This window comes from Paenibacillus qinlingensis, assembly GCF_013204845.1.
GTDB classification, from domain to species: domain Bacteria; phylum Bacillota; class Bacilli; order Paenibacillales; family NBRC-103111; genus Paenibacillus_E; species Paenibacillus_E qinlingensis.
On record NZ_JABMKY010000002.1, the window covers coordinates 548,489 to 567,205 of the forward strand.

General features: G+C 44.2%; 18 protein-coding genes. 1 reads left to right on the forward strand and 17 read right to left on the reverse strand.

Features of this window, described 5'->3' with window-relative positions:
* Positions 1–14: 14 nt before the first annotated feature.
* From gucD to kdgD, 3 genes are read right to left on the reverse strand one after another with little or no spacing between them, the layout of a single operon-like run.
* Positions 15–1,472, reverse strand: coding sequence for an alpha-ketoglutaric semialdehyde dehydrogenase GucD (gene gucD, locus HQN88_RS05790; RefSeq protein WP_173109277.1), 1,458 nt, complete (start codon positions 1,470–1,472; stop codon positions 15–17).
* Position 1,473: 1 nt separating this feature from the next.
* Positions 1,474–2,475, reverse strand: a complete 1,002-nt coding sequence (locus HQN88_RS05795) for a mannonate dehydratase (protein ID WP_173109278.1) — start codon at positions 2,473–2,475, stop codon at positions 1,474–1,476.
* A gap of 12 nt (positions 2,476–2,487) precedes the next feature.
* Positions 2,488–3,414 (reverse strand): 5-dehydro-4-deoxyglucarate dehydratase, encoded by a 927-nt coding sequence (kdgD, locus tag HQN88_RS05800; RefSeq protein ID WP_274320707.1) that lies wholly within the window; start codon positions 3,412–3,414, stop codon positions 2,488–2,490.
* 148 nt (positions 3,415–3,562) lie between these two features.
* Here kdgD and HQN88_RS05805 point away from each other — a divergent pair, with 148 nt between their 5' ends.
* Complete coding sequence (locus HQN88_RS05805) at positions 3,563–4,549, forward strand: AraC family transcriptional regulator (protein WP_173109279.1); 987 nt, start codon at positions 3,563–3,565, stop codon at positions 4,547–4,549.
* A 291-nt stretch (positions 4,550–4,840) separates the two neighbouring features.
* Here HQN88_RS05805 and HQN88_RS05810 read toward each other — a convergent pair whose 3' ends face one another.
* The 14 genes from HQN88_RS05810 to HQN88_RS05875 all read right to left on the reverse strand — a co-directional run bounded on the left by HQN88_RS05810 (position 4,841) and on the right by HQN88_RS05875 (position 18,696).
* A complete protein-coding gene (locus HQN88_RS05810) occupies positions 4,841–5,389 on the reverse strand; it encodes a GNAT family N-acetyltransferase (RefSeq protein ID WP_173109280.1) in 549 nt (182 codons plus the stop codon).
* A 25-nt stretch (positions 5,390–5,414) separates the two neighbouring features.
* Positions 5,415–5,873 carry an SRPBCC family protein gene (locus HQN88_RS05815; protein WP_173109281.1) on the reverse strand — a complete coding sequence of 153 codons (459 nt, stop codon included), beginning with the start codon at positions 5,871–5,873 and terminating at the stop codon, positions 5,415–5,417.
* A 128-nt stretch (positions 5,874–6,001) separates the two neighbouring features.
* On the reverse strand, positions 6,002–6,352 hold the full coding sequence (locus tag HQN88_RS05820; protein WP_173109282.1) for a zinc ribbon domain-containing protein: 351 nt from the start codon (positions 6,350–6,352) through the stop codon (positions 6,002–6,004).
* Positions 6,353–6,437: 85 nt separating this feature from the next.
* The gene (locus tag HQN88_RS05825) at positions 6,438–7,031 is read right to left on the reverse strand and encodes a YdeI/OmpD-associated family protein (RefSeq protein ID WP_173109283.1); all 594 of its coding nucleotides are present in this window, start codon (positions 7,029–7,031) and stop codon (positions 6,438–6,440) included.
* 197 nt (positions 7,032–7,228) lie between these two features.
* Positions 7,229–7,495 carry a hypothetical protein gene (locus HQN88_RS05830; protein WP_173109284.1) on the reverse strand — a complete coding sequence of 89 codons (267 nt, stop codon included), beginning with the start codon at positions 7,493–7,495 and terminating at the stop codon, positions 7,229–7,231.
* 104 nt (positions 7,496–7,599) lie between these two features.
* A complete protein-coding gene (locus tag HQN88_RS05835) occupies positions 7,600–9,225 on the reverse strand; it encodes a response regulator (RefSeq protein ID WP_173109285.1) in 1,626 nt (541 codons plus the stop codon).
* On the reverse strand, positions 9,218–11,062 hold the full coding sequence (locus HQN88_RS05840) for a cache domain-containing sensor histidine kinase (protein WP_173109286.1): 1,845 nt from the start codon (positions 11,060–11,062) through the stop codon (positions 9,218–9,220). The genes HQN88_RS05835 and HQN88_RS05840 overlap by 8 nt, the downstream gene beginning before the upstream one ends.
* Positions 11,004–12,335 carry an ABC transporter substrate-binding protein gene (locus tag HQN88_RS05845; protein ID WP_173109287.1) on the reverse strand — a complete coding sequence of 444 codons (1,332 nt, stop codon included), beginning with the start codon at positions 12,333–12,335 and terminating at the stop codon, positions 11,004–11,006. The genes HQN88_RS05840 and HQN88_RS05845 overlap by 59 nt, the downstream gene beginning before the upstream one ends.
* Before the next feature lie 394 nt (positions 12,336–12,729).
* On the reverse strand, positions 12,730–13,776 hold the full coding sequence (locus HQN88_RS05850; protein ID WP_173109288.1) for a glycoside hydrolase family 43 protein: 1,047 nt from the start codon (positions 13,774–13,776) through the stop codon (positions 12,730–12,732).
* Positions 13,777–13,821: 45 nt separating this feature from the next.
* On the reverse strand, positions 13,822–14,652 hold the full coding sequence (locus HQN88_RS05855) for a carbohydrate ABC transporter permease (RefSeq protein WP_246320053.1): 831 nt from the start codon (positions 14,650–14,652) through the stop codon (positions 13,822–13,824).
* 6 nt (positions 14,653–14,658) lie between these two features.
* Positions 14,659–15,555, reverse strand: a complete 897-nt coding sequence (locus HQN88_RS05860) for a carbohydrate ABC transporter permease (RefSeq protein ID WP_173109289.1) — start codon at positions 15,553–15,555, stop codon at positions 14,659–14,661.
* Between the two features lie 72 nt (positions 15,556–15,627).
* A complete protein-coding gene (locus HQN88_RS05865) occupies positions 15,628–16,956 on the reverse strand; it encodes an ABC transporter substrate-binding protein (protein WP_173109290.1) in 1,329 nt (442 codons plus the stop codon).
* Positions 16,957–17,396: 440 nt separating this feature from the next.
* The gene (locus HQN88_RS05870; RefSeq protein WP_173109291.1) at positions 17,397–17,987 is read right to left on the reverse strand and encodes an ankyrin repeat domain-containing protein; all 591 of its coding nucleotides are present in this window, start codon (positions 17,985–17,987) and stop codon (positions 17,397–17,399) included.
* 64 nt (positions 17,988–18,051) lie between these two features.
* Positions 18,052–18,696 carry a formylglycine-generating enzyme family protein gene (locus tag HQN88_RS05875; RefSeq protein ID WP_173109292.1) on the reverse strand — a complete coding sequence of 215 codons (645 nt, stop codon included), beginning with the start codon at positions 18,694–18,696 and terminating at the stop codon, positions 18,052–18,054.
* Positions 18,697–18,717 lie beyond the last annotated feature (21 nt).

An 18,717-nucleotide genomic window follows, 5' to 3' on the forward strand; every position in this document is an offset into this window, starting at 1 on the left:
CAACTGGCTCTCATTCAAGATTTTAGAAACACCGTTTTGATATCCGTGTAAAACTCAATAGCCGCCTGCCCTTGCTCTCGTGAGCCCGAACTGGACATTTTCACCCCGCCGAATGGGGCTTGCAGCTCCACACCAGCACTTTCGGAATTGATGCGCACAAGGCCTGCGTCAATATCATGCATGAAAGTTAACATTTTCGAGAAGTCTCTCGTGAAAATTGACGCGCTTAGTCCGAATTTCACATCATTCGCAATTTGAATGGCTTCCTCAAAGGAATCCACTTTGATTAAGGCAAGAACAGGTCCGAAAATTTCCTCCTGCGCGATGGTCATCGAACTTGTAATATGTTCAAAAACTGTAGGCGCAATGTAGTACCCTGCATCAAGACCTTCATCTTTCACTTTCCCGCCGCCGCAAAGCAAGGTCCCACCCTCTTCAATCCCTTTGGCAATATAGGATAGTACTGTATGATATTGCTTCTCACTCGCGCAAGGCCCCATCCATGTAGACGCCTCCATACCTGGGCCAACACGAATGTCCTTGACACGCTGAAGCAGCTTCTCTTTAAAAGCATCATACACTTCGCTCTGTACGATCACACGACTCGTTGCTGTGCATTTCTGCCCCGTTGATCGCAAGCCGCCACTCACCGTTGCTTCAACAGCAAGGTCCAGATCCGCATCATTGACAACGATGACCGGGTTTTTCCCGCCCATTTCGAGCTGATATTTTGCACCCTTAGCTAGTGCGCTCTGACCCACTATTTTCCCAATACGATCCGATCCTGTAAAAGTAATGCCGTGGACGTCTGGATGATCCGCGATAGCTTGACCAATTACATCGCCTTGACCCGTCACCATATTTACTACACCTGCAGGGATTCCTGCTTCTTCGAAGCATTCCATGACGAGGGCTGCCGTTATTGCGGTTTCTTGAGCAGGCTTGAACACAATCGTATTACCGAAGATTAAAGCGGGAGCGATTTTCCAAATCGGAATAGCGACGGGGAAATTCCACGGTGTAATCACACCAACTACGCCTAAGGGCACACGTGTCGTAAACATTAAAGCCGCACTATCCGTGGATGGAATCAAATCACCTGTCTTCCGCATACCCTCACCTGCATAATAGCGTAAAATGGCGATGCCCCTAGCCGTTTCACCTTTGGCCTCAGGGAATGTTTTTCCCATTTCAAGCGTCATCATGATTGCAACTTCATCCAATCGGCGCTCCAATTTATCTGCAACCTTGTACAAATACTCGCCTCGCGCTGCACCGGATAATTTACGCCAAGCTAGCTTCGCCGCTTTCGCTGCTGCAACAGCCTCATCCACATCAACAATCGATGATTTCTGTACATAGCCCACGATCTCATGTCGGTTCGCGGGGTTGATACTTGCCTCGATCTCGCCGCTAGAAGACACAACCCACACACCGTTGATATAGTTCCGATATGTTTTAATTTCACCCATATTAATCTCTCCCGCCTCTAAACTCCGTTAACGCCGCCAAAAGTGCTTTTACATAGCCAATTGCATAAGCCCAACCTACCCAATTCATCTTGGTTTCAGCACTTCGATGCGGTGCACGATCCATTTCGAGCGATGTGATATGATCTGGATTGATACAGCCGTTGTAGCCAACCTTATGGAGTTCAAGCAATATTTTCGCCATATTCATATGTCCATCATCCAACATCGCCTCTTCAAACGCGCCAGCCGTTGCCAAACTGCCCCGTACATTGCGGAAATGAACCAAAAAGATTTTATCCTTGCGTCCATACTGATAAATTTCATCAAGAACAAGCGGTGTTCCACCTGCTTCTCCCCGCGTGCCTACACAATAGACGAGACCAACGTTTCTACTAGGGAAACTATCTAACACCCGATTCAAGCCAAGTCCACCGAATGGCGTGTTATGATAAGGCGTATCAGAAGGATGGACAGCTAACTTCATCTCATATTCTTCAGCAAGAGGTACCAGCTTACCGAATACTAAATCAAAGCGCTTCCACCAAGCATTCAATTGCTCCACTGTTGGAGGTTGTTTGTCTAGATTGCGTTTCAAAGACTCTCCACGTACTAGCGCTCCACCTCGGTGTACAGCTGTATATTCCTCTGCCATATAAGGAAATACATCGCCTGCAAAACGCTGACGAACAAGCGAAACCCCTGCTTCGCCGAAGGTTTTGATCGCATTGCTGACATTCTCCAATTGGATTTCTGAGCCTGGTTCCTCCAACATGAAGCTAGTCGACATATCAGGCAGCGTCACCCGATTAATTTCCATCCCGTGAGAGCGAACTCTGCGTTTTAACTGTAGAAGTTGATCAAGATCCGGAAAGCCCTGCTCACGAACACCTGGGAAAGAACCTCCCTGCGTAAAATCAATACAATCAACTCCGAGTTGACACATTTGTCTCAAATCGCTATCTGATAATTCACATGTGGGAACTTGTATGGATACCTTCATCATGCTATTTTCCTCCTAACCGTTATTGGTGATCGCGACCAGGTCTAAACTTCGTTTGATAATGGATTCCAATCGGACATAATGCTCATGTTCTACTTGAACTAGCGGAGTTCGAACTTCAAGTCCAACTGGTAGTCCGACAATGTTCATACCCGCTTTAATCAATGAAACCGCATACCCTTTGCGCAATTGACGAATCCGGTGAATCGGTAAGATGACTTCTTGATAGATGGAACTGACCGTCGCGTGATCTCCAGCAAGCAAGCTTGTATAGAAGGTTCTCGAAACCTGCGGAATGTAATTGGAAATTGCGGATGAGTAGGACAGATAACCTAATGCCGAGTAGGCTGGCATCGTTAATTCAGCAAGCGGCATTCCATTCATCCATTGTAACCTTGAACCAATCGTTTGTACGAATTCAATGTTGAGCTCAAAGTTTCCTAATCCATCCTTAAATCCAATGACGTTTGGTAAATTAGCTAATTTTTCTAATGTGCCCAAGGTAAAAATCGCGTTATCACGCTGATATATGATGACTGGTAAACTTGTGCTCTGTGCCAGCGTCCGATAGTAGTTAAACAAGCCCTCTTGCTCGGGTATGATCAAATAAGGCGGTAGCAGCAATAAACCGTCTGCACCAAGCTTTTCAGCAAGTTGAACGCGTTCAACCGCTTCTCGAATATTGCCTCCAGCCCCTGCGAATACAGGCACTTTACCTGCAACCGTCGCCACGCCTACAGTGACTACCCGCTCATACTCTTTGATATCCAATGATTGATATTCGCCGGAACCTGCACATACAAAGACGGAATCCAAGCCATTTTGCACTAAAAAGTTAATATTCGCTTGTAATGCTTTCTCATCTATTTGCTCCTGAAGATTAAATGGTGTTACCGGAAAGCCCATGATGCCAGCGAGTGAAATGTTCACGTGATTGCCCACTACTAACAGCTCCTTTTCAACTTCTTACGTACCTATGAATGTAAGTATAGAAAATGAAGGCGTTTTCGTCTTTGTAAAAACATGCCGCTTTTTTTCAAAAAATCCATGCTATAATGATCTTCAGTCTACTTGAAAGGAGCCCTCCTGTGTGTTGAATCCATCCATTTACTCGCGTAGTAACCTGTATCTCAACCACAATCTGGTTCAGCTGCAAGGTGCCTCCGCCTCTATTTTCGTTCACTATTGGGGTGCAAAACCGCAGCATAAGGGCAATCGTCCGCATACGCATTCTTTTTTTGAAATCTGCTACGTCGTTGAAGGAGAAGGCCAATACTCGCATGACGGTATCACCTATCCACTACGGCCAGGTACGCTTTATTGCTCGAAGCCCGAAAGCCGCCACTCTATTCAAAGCGATGAGGGCATGCTGCTGTTGTTTTTTGCATTAGAACCGGTCTCGTCCGAGTCGAGTGAGGCTTTTATGCAGGATTTCAGCCAGCTATGTGCTTATCCGCATCTTTTTATCCCAAATGCTGAGGGAACAGCTCCCATGCTCATTTGGCAAGCCCTGCTCATCCAAGCTTCTGAGACGGGGGATCGCTACAAAGAAACGATAGAACAACTTGCATATACACTGGTCATCAGTTGTATCTCCTTGTTTCTGCAGCATTGCCGCTCTGGTGATACCGCTTCATCAACTTTTGATATGGAGCTGCAAGGTACGCTTAAGAAGGTTAAAGCCTATATTCAGGACCATCTTTCTCATAAAATGGCACTTAGTGACGTGGCGCAAAGCCTTCACTTGTCTGAGCGGCAACTCTCCCGTCTGATCGCGGATGAATTGGGACAAACCTTCCCGTCCATCGTGAAAACGGAAAGAATCAAAAGAGCCGCCTATCTGCTAGGCTACACAGACATCCCATTGAAACAAATTGCTGAGGATACCGGCTTTGAAAGCATCCACTACTTCACGCAAGTATTTACCAGAGAAATGGGAACGCCACCCAGTCATTTCCGTAAAAACTGCTTAAACTCCGAAACCGTTGACGCTTGGATTCATAAGTATCTGGCACAAGTTGCGACGCGATATCAGAAGAATAAGGTTGTGCCGACAAGTGAGGAAAGCATTACTTAGCCCCACCTCCCTCTAGTCACACCAGTCACCCCGTCACACCTTACATATAAAATAACTGGAATTTATCCAGCTAATATTCAGCAAATCGGCGATCTTAAGTGAATAACTGGAAAAACTCCAGCTATTTTCAACCAATTCCTCTCGTTTCGCGAAATTGGTGAAATTTAACTGGAGTTTTTCCATCTAATTTGTAAAATTATCCATTTTCGTAGAAATTAGCTGTAACTTTTACATCTATTCGCAGATTTCGGCATATGTTCGACCCTATATCTGCCTAGTGCTCGTCAATTCCTACACTTCCATTGCCGTATTTCGAAGCACCATATGAATATGGTCCTCCCAGACGCCATGAATTTTCAAATATTTGATCGCCAAACCTTCGTCGTAAAAGCCTAGTTTCTGAACGACTTTCATGGAAGCCTGATTGCGCGGCATAATATTCGCCTCGATTCGATGAAGCTGCATCTCATCAAACGCATACGCAATAACCGCTTCGATGCCTTCAGTCATCAACCCTCGATTGAGCAACTCGCCATCCATCCGATAGCCCAAATGACACGATTGGAATGCCCCGCGCACGATATTGTTGAGCGCAATAGATCCAATGATGCGTTCTTCGTATAACATCCAAACTTTGAGAAGCTGCCCATCCTCGATGAGTTTCATTTCCTTATCCAATAATTCCGCGTGAAACTCTGAAGTGTAAAATGACTCGTCCCGCACCATTTCCCAGGGTTCGAGAAATTCACGATTGCGACGAAAGTAATCGACGACCAACTCACTGGATGATGCGTCTAGTTGAACAAGTGACATGCGATTCGTGCTACGTATGACTTTCATAGAAGTGCTCCTTACCAAGTGAAGTCTAAGAAATATGTGCGTAGGGAGCCTTGTCCGAAACAAGATTCAAGCGGACGCCATGTTCCAGATACGCTTTCAATCCACATAATACAATCGTAAATCCTTCAGTAGAATTCAGCGCTTGTTTCACCACTTCATCCGAACTTCCTCTGAAGCCCGAGTCTGTAATGGTCACGAAAGTTTCGTTATCTGCTTGAGCTGTAAAGGTCCACTCAACCAAAGTTCCCCAATCCAGCAAAATCCGCTTGTTTTCCTCGATTTCTTTGACTTCCACATCTGCCGTTGCCCCGTACATTTCCCAATGCCATTGCACGTGAGATCCAACTTCTAATCGGCCAGTTCCCTGCGTAAACCAAAATTTTGACGTAATCCCAGGATCGATAAAAGCTTCAAATACCTCTTGAACTGGCTTACGAATCAGCATTTCAACTTTAACCTTCGGATCTTGAAGAAGCTCAGTCATCTTCATGCCTCCATAACTTGTCTGTTTTTTACTATCATAGCATAGGAGGATAACCAACCAAAAATAAAAGCAGTTCCACAGACTCATCCTCTGTGAAAACTGCTTGATCTCCTTGCCAATCCAACAAATTAAACAAAATGATGACCGCATGACGAACAGAACTTGGTATCTGCAGCAACAACTTTCCCACATGTGCATTCTTTTTCATTTCGAACCTCAGCAATCTTCTGCTCAAGTTCACTAATCTCTTGATTAATTTGAGCGATACCTTGGCAATAATCCGCAACATTGGTTTCCACTTGTGTGTAATCACCCGAGAGATACGATGTGTAAACCGATTCGCCGATAATTTTGTAAATTTTATCAATTTCTCTTTCTTTTAATGAAACTTGTGTCTTGAATTTCGTTATTTCCACGGTTTGCTGCGCTTTCTTTGCCGCTTCAGATGCTCCTTGCTTAACTTTATCAAAAAAAGACATTAGCCTTCCACTCCCCAGCCTTTAAGTTATTCGGTTCATAACGAATCATATGCGATAATGTCGCAAAGTAATACCGTGTGATCGGCTAATCTTGCAATCCCTTACCTTCGAGAATGAGTTGCGCATATTTCTCAATTCTGGATACTCGGGTTTTAGCTTGTTTGGGTTCAGAAAAATGAAGTAAATAAGCTCTTTGTCGTCCTGGTGTCAAAGCTTCAAAAGCCGCTTTCAAAGATCGGTTTTCTTCAAATTGATGTTCTAATTCCTCAGGGACTTTGTACGCTGTACTTTTCTTGAAAGTAACTTCTATGCCGGCCTTTTCAACTTCAATTGCTTCATAGATATAGGCTTTCAAAATCGAATCCATTGCTGCTATTTCACGAACATTCGTGAACCTCATCTGGCGCCCCGCCTGTACATTCTCCGTTTGTTGAATGAGAACACCATTAGCATCCTGTAATAAAGAACCTTTGAAAAACAGCACCGCACAATATTCTTTAAAGCCGTGTACTAATACAATGTTTTTATTCTGAAACGTGTAACAAGGACAACCCCATTTTACTTCTTCGTTCAGTTGACACTCTCCAATAATTTTTCTTAATTCCCCGAATTCATCCTTCCATCGTTTGGCTTTACCATAAAAATCATCAACCGAAATACTCATTCTACTGCTGACCATGAAAGGACACCTTTCTTCATCACTATAATAAAAAGCAGCTCAGTAGCTGCGTATCTTAAGTTTAATTGTACTACTTTTTTTAATAAATCAAATCTGTCCGATTAGCCCCACGGAAATGGCCCCTCCAGCGCCCGAGATAGTCGATTATTGCGACTATCTCCCCGCTCTCTTTACCCCGTGTCCTCCACGCTACCTGCTTAATTCAAATCCTTCGCCTTATGTGGTTTGCTATAATGACTTACTCCACCAGAGCCGACGAGCACCTTCCCGCCTCTATTGAAAATAATCAGTTTTCTTAACCCAGTGGTTAGTAAAACAGTAATCTTTGCGTTGTTCTTTGTAGCAGTATAAACAACGTAACCACTACTCAATACACTTGTCTTCCAATTCTTATCGAATTCCGAACGAGCAACGCGATTCGAATAGACCTGATTTTCCAACCTGGCCGTTTGCACTTTTTTCATCCCACTTTCTCCCCTTCACGCATTCTAGTTGCTCTGCTATTTTATTCACTATTGTAAATTTTGGTATGGATACTAATGATACAAACAGAAAAAACCGCTCAAGTTTAATTAACCCTGAACGGTTCTATACCCGTCGAACTCTTCCCCTCACGGAACTCGGAAGGTGTCCGATTCGTGATCGTTTTGAACACACGATTGAAATGTCTAATATTCGTAAATCCAGTAGAATCAGAGATAACTTGAATCTTTTCATCCGAATAAAGTAGAAGTGACTTTGCCTTCTCAATCCGTTTCTCCGTCAGGAAGTCTATGAATGACTGGCCTTGTTTGCTTTTGAACAAAGAACTGAGATAGGACGGACTGAGATAGACAATCTCTGCCATCGTATTTAACGTGATAGATTCCGCATAATGCTCCTCAACGTAACGAACGACAATTTCGACGGGACTAGTCACCATCTTTTTCTGACGGTTCCCGATACAAACGGTTAGATCACCAAGCAGCTTCTGACACCGCTCGATCAACTCTTTACTGGACGAATACGAGTAAATATCCACCAAAACCTGCTTCACATCCGTGTTCTGCAGCCATTGCTTCACGATAGCTAAATTCACGGCCAACTCGTAGAAATGCAGCAGCATTTTACAAATTTGTTGGTGAATGATCTCAGGATCCTTCCATTGCTGGCATAGCTTCGTCACATAAAGACTGGCTTGCTGCTGTACATTTGGCAAATCTCCCTCTTGGACGAACTGATTCAAAGAATGCCAGTCGGCAGCGTGCCAATCGTGCTTTTCCATTTTCATCTCGGCAACAATCTCGTTTGATAGCAACCGATCCCCGCCAATAACTAATCGATAAAGCAGTGCTAAACCCGCCTCTTTATAAGATTTGGAAATAGATTCCAGGTCTTTTGCAGGACTACCTAGCCCGAATGTAAGGGTAAAATTTGATTGTACTCGAATTTCCTTCCGAATCCGATTCGTCAAACGTTCCATGTCCGCGTTAATAGACGCAACGTCCTCATGGTTAATCAAGGCAACCACTTCAGTTTCATGATGAATGAACACATAGCCTTTAAAGCTCACATCAAGGCTCTCTTGTATGAATTGCTGAATATAGATCGAAAACAGGGATGGATTCAACTGATAATAACGCTCATCCGTCACCGAATCACGATCCAGCTTGGCAATTAGGCATGAGATATAAGCATGCGGGAATTGAATGCCCACATTTTCAAGAAGCTCCTCCTCCCCATGGTGAACATTGCCAGTGAGAAGACCTGCTAACACATGCTGGCGCATCTGATTCTGTACTTGTTGATCCATGCCACTCGATGTATTCGGCCTTTTTTCCGTTAACCATTCTTCCTGCAGCTTCGCAAGCAATGCATATAGCTCTTCCCGCTGAAAAGGTTTCATCAGGTAATCTTTAGCACCCAATCGCAAGGATTCGCGCGCATATTGAAAATCGTTATAACCGCTCATCACCACACAAGAAATATGCGGGTACCGCTCTTTCACAATATATTGAAGTTGAATTCCGTCGATCCTAGGCATTTTGATATCCGTAATGATCAAGTCAGGCTGCAGTTCTTCAATTTTATCTAATGCTTCTGCACCATCCGTTGCTTCATCGATGACGACCCATTCACTTTGCATGTCTGTAATCATCAATCGTATCCCTTTGCGGAAAATCGTCTCGTCGTCCACGATCAAAATACTAGGCATCCATGTTCCTCCCTTCGTGATGACTCTCGATCAACGGTAACGTTAATGTAATCGTCGTTCCTTGCTTCAAATTACTCTCGATCGTTACACCGTACTGATTCCCATAACGTAAGGCAATTCTACGATGTACATTCATTAAACCTGTACCACCAGTACCCTCTTCGGTTGTAGTCATTTGGAACTTGCGATCATGTAAGCTCTGTAAATGACCAGCACTCATGCCAGCGCCGTCATCTTGGATTTGGATCAACATATGGTTATCCTGCTTCTTCCCAATCAGACTAATCGTGCCATACCCATTTCCTTTATCGATGCCATGTACAATAGCGTTCTCAACGATCGGCTGCAAAATAAACCGAATAACCGAATAGCTCAGCAACTCTGGTTCAATGCGAACGTGAAACTTGATTTTATCCTCAAAACGAATTTGTTGAATCGCCATATAGCCCGTCACATGCTCAATTTCCATATGGAGAGGAACTTGGCTCTGATGACTATTAATACTGTAGCGTAAAAGTTTACTAAGATGATTCGTCATTTTCACAACTTCTTTATTGCCTTGAATTTCAGCATACATACTAATAGAACCTAATGTGTTATATAAAAAATGGGGATTAATTTGGCTCTGAAGTGCCGATATTTGTGCATTTTTCTCTCTGATCTCTGACTCATACAGGCGATAACCCAGATCACTTAGCTTCGAAACCATGATGTTAAAAGACTGGCTGAGCTGACCTATCTCATCACGACTATGGATCGGAATGGAAACCGCCAAATCACCTATAACAACCTTTTTCATGAGATTCCGCAATTCACTGATCGGATTCGTGATCCGAAGGGCAAATAAAGTAAAAATAATGATCGCTAAAAGCAAACATACCGCACCGATGCCAATAATATAATTCCTCACATATACCGTGTCTTGTAACAAAACTGCAAGTGGCACCATCTCAATCATCGTCCACCCCGTCAAAGGTGACGTATAGTAGGAAACTAGCTCTGAATCGTTATCTTGTTTATAGACAACAGTCCCCATGCCTTTAAATTGCTTGATTTGATTCGCATCGGGGCTGCTAACCATGCTTTTATAAATCATCGAACCTTCGTTATCAACGATCATAATGTTTTTCTTATCATTGGAGATCGCTTCAATCTTATTGCGAATGATATTTCTGTCTACATCGAGCACCAAGTATGCAAGTACAGCGCCCGTATCTACACTTCGAATTTTTCTGGCAAAAGAGTACACTTGATTCGTAATGCCCATGCCATTTTTACTAAATGTTCCGAGATACACCATTTTACCTGTCTGTGAAACCTTGTTGTACCAGACTTCATTCTTCACTTCGCGTGGTAAGTAATTGGCTTGCTCTTCTGACATTGCGGTATACGTGTTCCCACCCCGAGTACGAAATAACGTCAACCCAGAAATGTCCACACGTCCATTGGCAAATACTCGTTTTGCAAAATCTTCAATCGTTACACGATCATTAAATGAAAGAGAAGCACTCGTCTGCTCACCAACCTCCAAATACTTCATGATTTGTGGAGATTGATACGGTAATAATGTCAACAAATTAAGCTCATTTAAGTACGTATCAATATTGGCGGTCAGTTCCTTCACCACGTCCATCTGATATTTCCCTGTATTTTTCTGAATGGATTCCGAATAGCTCGTAAACGTTAGATAACTGGCAATCCCCAGTGGTACCGCTATAAAAATAGCGCTCAATACGATCAGTTTCATTGCAATTGGCAAATCTTTGATCAACTGCAGCTTATTTTGCATTCGTATTTTGCTGGATTTGAAGATTCGTATTAATGATCTTTTGCGCATTTTGCAGCACCTCTTGTGGCGTGATTTGGCCCGCCATCATCTTCTCAAACTCACGCACAATCTCATCGTTAATCGTTCCCTGCCGCGGTTGATTCGGGAAATATTTCACATCATCGGCTGCACTTGCATAGTCCGGACGGTATTTCAGTTTTTGAAACTCTTCGGAAGTGACTGCATTCTTCACAGCCGGTATATGCCCTGCCTTTGCCCAGCTAGCCCCATGAGCAGCTACCCAATTCGCGAATTTAAGCGCAGCGAGTTGCTTTTGTTTATCAGGCTTTTCATGATAGGGCAGCGAAAAGGTATGAGAATCTCCCCACGCTGCAGGATGATCGTAAATTTGTGGAATTTTGGTCACTCCGAAATGTAAATCTGTTGCTTGCTCGAACGTTCCTGTACCCCATACACCAGAGATTAACGTGGCTGCCGTGCCTTTGGCAAAGCTTAGAACCTGATCATTGATATTCGGCAAAATAAGTTTCTTCGTGTATAGCGAGTTGACGAATTCCAAGGATTTTAGAGCTGATGGATTGTCGATCGCAGCCACTTTGCCATCATCGGTGTAGAATCGTCCGCCATCCTGGTTCATTTGATTATAGAAGGAGTACCAGATCCAGAAGGAATCGATCCGCACATTAGGTTCAGCTAGCGGCGTCACATTCGACGGCACACTAGCACGGATTTTCTCCAGAAATTCTAAATACCCTGCTTCACCGCTCGCCATAATCGGTTTCTCTTTCTCATCCAGAAGACCCGCCAGTCTCAGCCAATCCTTGTTGTAGTACATGACTTCCAAGTGCGTATCCAGCGGAATACCCAGGTGCTTATTGTCGGCTACCGTGCTTTGCAGAATCGTCGGGTTAAAATCATCCCAATGGACACCAGCTTCTATCGCCAGTGCATTCAAATCTGTCAGGAATCCAGCAGGTGCGTACTGCGAATACTTAGCCGAGTGAACAATTGCGATATCTGGCGCCTCTTCGGTAACAATGGCCGTGGACAGCTTCGTATAATAATCACCTGAGTTATTGTTAATTTGCTCTATTTTCACATGATCTTTATTCTCATTATTGTATTGCTGAATGAGCTCCGCCATAAACTGCCCATCCCCTCCACTAAACGGCGTCCAAAAAGTAATCCTTAGCTTACTCGCCGTAGGCTCATCGAGCGTGGTGTCTGACTGCGCATCGCAACCTACCGTGCACGTACTCACAATGAGAAGAAAACAAATTGCTTTTGTCGCTTTCCAACCTAGTCGCTGCCTTCTGCTCACATGAATCCCCTCCGTACTTTCAACCTATGCCATCATCATTATACAAACTTAAGCTGAGGCAAGCCAATGACCTATTTCCGTTAGTCATGGACATATTTTTGGATTTCTAGACAAAAAGAAGCTGAAATGCCCGAAAAGGGGATTTCAGCTTCTTTTTCTGTGCGGGATTTCTCGCCCGCGCGGGGGCTATAACGCCCCAAAAGGGCGTTATCTCCTCGCTTTCGCGGGATTTCTCTCTCACGCGGGGGCTGTAACGCCCCAAAAGGGCGTTATCTCTTTGCTTCCGCGGGATTTCATGCTCGCGCGGGCACTGTAACGCCCCAAAAGGGCGTTATCTCTTGCTTCCGCGGGATTCCTCGCCCGCGCGGCGTCTTTAGCGCCTCCACTCCACAAACTACTCCCCGCCAGGCACCTGAATCGGTACACCTTCCGCAATCGGCGTACCGAAATTCGGCGTACCATCCTTATTCCACTGGAATTGCTGCATACGTACGTTGCGATTCCAGCCGGAGCCTTGTGTTTTAGCGGCGTGGTATACGATCCAGTCCTCTTTGCCGTCCACCGACTTCGTGAATGAGTTATGGCCGGGTCCAAAAACTTGATCCGTTTTCGAAAACACCGCCTTCTCACCCTTCTTCCAAGAGGCCGGATTGAGCACATCACTGCTCATCTCCGTACTTAACATGCCAAGACAATAGTCATCGGTCCAGCTCCCGCTAGCCGAATAAATCACATGAATACGATCCTCATGCAGCAAGACCTGCGGTCCCTCATTGATCGTGGGATTACCGACTAGCTCCCAATCGTAGGTGGGACGTGAGATTTCTACTGGCTTTCCACTAATCGTGTACGGATTGCTCATTGGCGCAATATAGAGGTGCTGGCTTACATTGACAGCGCCTTCCCATCCCGACCATATGAAATAGAGCGATCCATCTTTCTTCTGCAGTGTTGTCCCATCTATCGCCCAGCGGCCAGCTGTGTCCATCATCCCTTTATCAACGTAAGCACCTAGCGGATCATCCGTCACGGATTCGAGGACGAACATACGATGATTCTCATTCTGGCCGTCATCAGCGGCATAGTAGATATACCATTTTCCAGCAATAAAATGTAATTCAGGCGCCCATATATTAGACGTATTCGGTCCGGAAACTGGCGGGAACCAGACGTCTTTATACTCAGCTTCTGCTAACCCCGTCAACGTCTTCGATTTCCATACGCAAATGGAATTTCCGGTTGTATGTGTGTAGTAGTAAGTTCCATCTTTGGTCGTGACCCAAGGATCTGCCCCATTATCGATAATCGGATTGGTGAATGTTTTGGCTTCCTTTGTCGGTGAAACAACGTTACTGGTTTCTTTCATTTGTGTCTCTGCAACTCCCTTCGTACACCCGGCTAATAGCACCAAGCTTAAACAAATCACACTAAATCTCCACATAGAAAACTCACCTCTACCTATTCACTTCGTATCACATTTCTCCCTCTATTGTTTAACCCCTGTAGCTGTAATCGATTGAATAAATTGACGCTGTCCAATGAGGAAAATGATCAAGGTCGGTATCGTCGATAACGTCGCGAGTGCCATTAATTTACCATAGGATTGTGTGAAGCTGCCCGTTGCCATAACCGCAACCCCTGCTGTCAAAGTACGCATTTCAAGGTCTGTCACGGTAAAGAATGGCCACACATAATCATTAAACACACCCATAAAGGTGAAAATGGCAAGCGTAGTTACAATAGAAATGGATGAGGGCATCAAGACAGACGTAAATACTTGCCATTTATTAGCCCCATCAATACGTGCAGCCTCAATAATTTCATTTGGAAATGACTGGAAAAACTGAATTAACATAAACACACCCAGTGCCCCACCTGAGTACGGCAAAATAAGCACATAATACGTATTAATCAAATTGAAATTACTGAAATTCAAATATTGAGGAAGAAATGAAATAATGCCTGGCACCATCATCGAACCAACGAATAGGGCAAATAGTATCCTTTTAAAAGGAATATCTAACTTCGCTAACGCATATGCAGCCATCGCATCCAGAATAATGACTAGAAATGTCGCAGCAAAGCCTACGAAAAAGGAGTTGAACATCCAACGGAAAATGGGAACCTCAACGGCACCACCCACAAAAATAGTATGGAAATTGTCCCATGTAAATTCTTGTGGAAATAAATGAAATACAGGTGACATAACTTCTATATCGGTTTTGAATGAATTAGAGAACATCCATAAGATCGGCAGAATGAAAATGATGCCTAGGATGGAAGCTAGCAGCACATAAAAGATTTTCAGCGTTTTCAACGTCTTCTACTCCTTCCTGCTCGTGACTTTGAATTGAATAACTGACACGATCATGATCGTTAATCCCATGAGAATCGCCATTGCAGATGCGGAACCGATTTCTCTAGCTGTATAAGCTGTTTGCAGAATCCCCATCAATAGCACTTTGGTCTCATCTCCGGCATTACTCATCAAATTAGGCTGAGCAAAGACATTATACGAGGCAATCGTTGAGGTAATCACAACAAAAACGAGTATAGGTCTAATGAACGGAAGTGTAATGCTCTTTAGTCGATCCCAACCATTTGCACCATCAATTTTGGCTGCTTCATAGAGATCCACAGGCACACCATTGAGGGCATTCACAAATATGATCATGTTGAATCCAATCGTCCACCATAGTGTTGCGATAACGAGCGCAAACCACACGAAAGGCGTATCTAACAGCCAGGGAACCGGATCAAACTCTCGAATGCCAACTTTTGCAAGGAGTAGATTGAAGAACCCCCCTGTGACGTCGAACATCCGCTTCCAAATTACGGCCATAACCGTTGCAGAAACAGCATAGGGAATGAAATAGATAGAACGAAACAGGGATCTCAATTTCGCTGGAAGTGCATTCAATAATAAGGCAAATCCGAGTCCTACGATGACTAAAAAAGGAACCGAGAACACGACAAATTTCAATGTGGCTTTCATTCCGATGAAAAACAAGTCATTTTCTTGCGTTCCGTTCGTAAATATTTTGCGGTAATTGTCGAAGCCCACGAAGGGATGCACAGGATCTAATAGGTTGTATTGCTTCAAGCTAATGATGAACCCATAAATAATGGGGATCAGCGTGAAAGCCAAGAAAGCAATCAGATAAGGTAATATGAATAAGCTTGATGTCAGCTTGGATTTCCATTGTGATGGGGTAGGCACGTGATTCCCTCCTCTTCTTTAAAAGGGAAGACGGGTACTGGGTACCCGCCTTTCCATAATATTGCGCTATGGTTACTTCTTCATGGCTGCAGTCGATTTAGCTGCTGCATCATCAAGTGCAGCTTTTGGATCTTTTTTACCTTGTAGGGCGTTAGCAAGCTCGCTCCAAATACTGTCGGAAATCGGGCCCCAATTTAATACTTTTGGTGCAAATTTCACATAGTCAAATTCTTTCGCTACTTCGGTTTGTTGTTGTGTCATCGCTTGGAAAGCTGCGCTATCACGTACGACTTTGGAAGCTACAGCTTGGCCGGACTCAGCCCAATCAATGGAATTGGCATTCACATATTTCAAGAAATCACCAACACCTGCAAGAACTGCAGCATCCGTTGTTCCTTTAGGAATAACGAAGTTATGGGATCCGCCGAACACAGCTTGTTTCACAGTACCCAATTGTGGAACCGGAGCTACACCATAATTAATTTTCGCTTTATCGAAGGCGTCCTTCGACCAAGGACCATTAAAGTGCATCGCACTTTTCCCTTGTTGGAACAGGTTGAAATCGCCATCTGCTGCAACGGTTGGAGGTGAAACCTTCATCGTTGTTAAACTTCTCATGAAAGTAACCGCTTCTACACCAGCAGGTGAATTGTAAGCAATGTTGCCTTTATCGTCTAAGAAATCGCCGCCGTTCTGGAATAGTACCGTCGGGAACAAGAAGTTCTGGATCCAGAAGGTAGGCATTGCAGCTCCCCAAACACCTTTGGAAGCATCTGTTAACTTAACTGCTGCATCTACAAACTCTTGACGATTCGTAGGTACCTTTGTAATACCGGCAGCTTTAAACAAATCTTTGTTGTAGTACATGACTAGAGGATGAATATCAAGCGGAATGCTGTACCAGTTGTTGTCCTTCGTGGAGTATTCCACAGTTGCTGGTGGGAAGTTGCTTTTCTCAACGCCAACTGCTTTGGCAATGGCATCCAGAGGTTGCAATTGATCCTTAGCAATGTAAGTAGGTGTTTGGTCAAGATGCATAATTGCGACATCTGGCACACCTTTTTTCGTAGCAATCGCAGTATCGAGCAACTTATAGTAGTCACCATTCGGTTGAATCGTCATTTTCACTGTATATTTATCTTGTGATTTATTATAGTTATCCACGATTTTCTTCATAAATGGACCATCATTACCTGAGAAAGGGTTCCAGAAGTTAATGGTAACTTTCTCTCCGCTTTTCGCGGGCTCAGGCGCTTTCGTTGCCGCTGCCGCTGATGAAGGAGCTGGTGAAATCGCAGCTGGTGAAGTTTCTGCCGTTTTCGTAGACGAACATCCCGTCAAAACCAAAGCCATCGACAAACTTGCTGCACCCATCATTTGTAAACTTTTCATTTTTCTCATCGTCGTTAACTCCCTTCAATTTTAAACACATAATTTGTACTTGCTTAACCAGCTGAATTTGTGTCAAAATTGTAGTGAGTTGTGAATTTCGGGCAGAAATTCATTCTCACTACCGAGAGCGATTCTAAGGAGTTCCCACGCCAATGGACCTTAGATCGCTCTTTCCTTTGTTTGCCATCCCCGTACCTGTATATATAGGTTTCTCCACTTGCCAATTCGAATGTTGCGCCCTCCTTCGCTCGTCTAAGTTAACCACAATTTAACTATACGGTTTTCCAGAAAACGTTACCATGACGATATTCATGAACCATTGGACATATTTTCAGATATACGTATGCGAAGTAATCTGAACAAAAAAACAGCGACAGCTAGGACTTAAATATAAAGTCGTAGACTGCTGCTGTTTTATCATTCCCGTTTATTCCTGTTGATCTCAATGATTACGCTCCTGCATGCTTCAACATTTGTTCAATTTCCGTAAAATTATTTCGCTTAGCATGCTGCAGCGGGGTAACGCCATCCCGATCAGCAATATGTACATTCGCACCATGGTCGATCAGCAGTCTGGTAATTTCCTGATGATTAGGTCCGCCATTACTCAAAATGGTTACTTCAAGCAAGGCCGTCCAACCCAAGTTGTTAATGTGGTTGACATCCACATCTGTCGTTGCGAGCAACGCCCTTACATTTTCAACATGACCTTTTTCTGCCGCAGGTATGAGTGCATTCCCACCATATCGATTCGTCAACTTCGTGTCGGCACCAGCATTTATAAGTAGCTTCAATATTTCAAGACGTCCTTCGGCACCTGCGTAAAGAAATGGATTATCCTGCTTATCATCTTTCAAATTGATATCGGCCCCAGCTTCAATCAATATCTTTACGATCTTAGGATTGTTGGCATGTGTTGCCGCCATAATCGCTGTCCTGCCTCTATTGTCTCGCTCGTTTAAGTTGACCCCTGTCTCCAGAAGTTGTTGCAATGCTTGGAGATCATCCCGCTCGGCGGCAGCAATCAAGGTTTGGCTCATGATACTCACAACCTTTCAATCTTGAGCTTCTAGTATAATTATCCTCTGTGTCCTATTAACGTTGTTATACTGATTTGGCAAGACGGAATCCAAGATCATCGATGCTGAATGTAGGATGACTGCGACGGCGGCAGGTTGCCCCGCACCCACGCGCCTCTTCTGCCCAGCTGCCTCCCCGGAAAATGCGATAGCTGCCGTACACTTTTTCATCATACACATCCCAACACCATTCCCAAACATTTCCTAACATATCGTACAAACCCCATGGGTTCGGCTCCTTTGTTCCTACTTCATGGACCTCGCCCCCTGAATTCTCTTCAAACCAGGCAATCTTATCAAGCTCCCCGTATGTATAACCTGTCGTCCCTGCTTTACAAGCATATTGCCATTCAGCTTCAGTAGGAAGTCTATAACCGTTTGATGCCCAATCACAAATGACTTGTTCACCATCTGAACTGACGGAGTAACATGCATTCAGTCCCTCTTTCTGCGAAAGTAAGTTACAGAAGGAAATGGCCTCATGCCAGGATATATGAACAACCGGCCTAAGATCCTCGGCACTTGTAGGAGGAATTTGCTCAGTAATCTCATAGTATTGACGGACAGTTACAGGATGGCAAGCAAGCAGAAACGGTCGTATTTCAGCTGTCCATTTGATTTTTCTACGATCATCTCTTAACTCAACTTCTCCTGCTGGTATTTCAACCATCTCCAATTTCTACACCTCACT

Excerpts from the sequence above, each read along its gene's own strand:
- HQN88_RS05815 (WP_173109281.1), bottom strand. The coding sequence starts at position 5,873 with ATGACTGAGCTTCTTCAAGATCCGAAGGTTAAAGTTGAAATGCTGATT.
- HQN88_RS05870 (WP_173109291.1), bottom strand. The coding sequence starts at position 17,987 with ATGAGCCAAACCTTGATTGCTGCCGCCGAGCGGGATGATCTCCAAGCA.
- HQN88_RS05865 (WP_173109290.1), bottom strand. The coding sequence starts at position 16,956 with ATGAGAAAAATGAAAAGTTTACAAATGATGGGTGCAGCAAGTTTGTCG.
- gucD (WP_173109277.1), bottom strand. The coding sequence starts at position 1,472 with ATGGGTGAAATTAAAACATATCGGAACTATATCAACGGTGTGTGGGTT.
- HQN88_RS05850 (WP_173109288.1), bottom strand. The coding sequence starts at position 13,776 with ATGTGGAGATTTAGTGTGATTTGTTTAAGCTTGGTGCTATTAGCCGGG.
- HQN88_RS05810 (WP_173109280.1), bottom strand. The coding sequence starts at position 5,389 with ATGAAAGTCATACGTAGCACGAATCGCATGTCACTTGTTCAACTAGAC.
- HQN88_RS05875 (WP_173109292.1), bottom strand. The coding sequence starts at position 18,696 with ATGGTTGAAATACCAGCAGGAGAAGTTGAGTTAAGAGATGATCGTAGA.
- HQN88_RS05840 (WP_173109286.1), bottom strand. The coding sequence starts at position 11,062 with ATGCGCAAAAGATCATTAATACGAATCTTCAAATCCAGCAAAATACGA.
- HQN88_RS05825 (WP_173109283.1), bottom strand. The coding sequence starts at position 7,031 with ATGGTCAGCAGTAGAATGAGTATTTCGGTTGATGATTTTTATGGTAAA.
- HQN88_RS05835 (WP_173109285.1), bottom strand. The coding sequence starts at position 9,225 with ATGCCTAGTATTTTGATCGTGGACGACGAGACGATTTTCCGCAAAGGG.
- HQN88_RS05820 (WP_173109282.1), bottom strand. The coding sequence starts at position 6,352 with ATGTCTTTTTTTGATAAAGTTAAGCAAGGAGCATCTGAAGCGGCAAAG.
- HQN88_RS05830 (WP_173109284.1), bottom strand. The coding sequence starts at position 7,495 with ATGAAAAAAGTGCAAACGGCCAGGTTGGAAAATCAGGTCTATTCGAAT.
- HQN88_RS05795 (WP_173109278.1), bottom strand. The coding sequence starts at position 2,475 with ATGATGAAGGTATCCATACAAGTTCCCACATGTGAATTATCAGATAGC.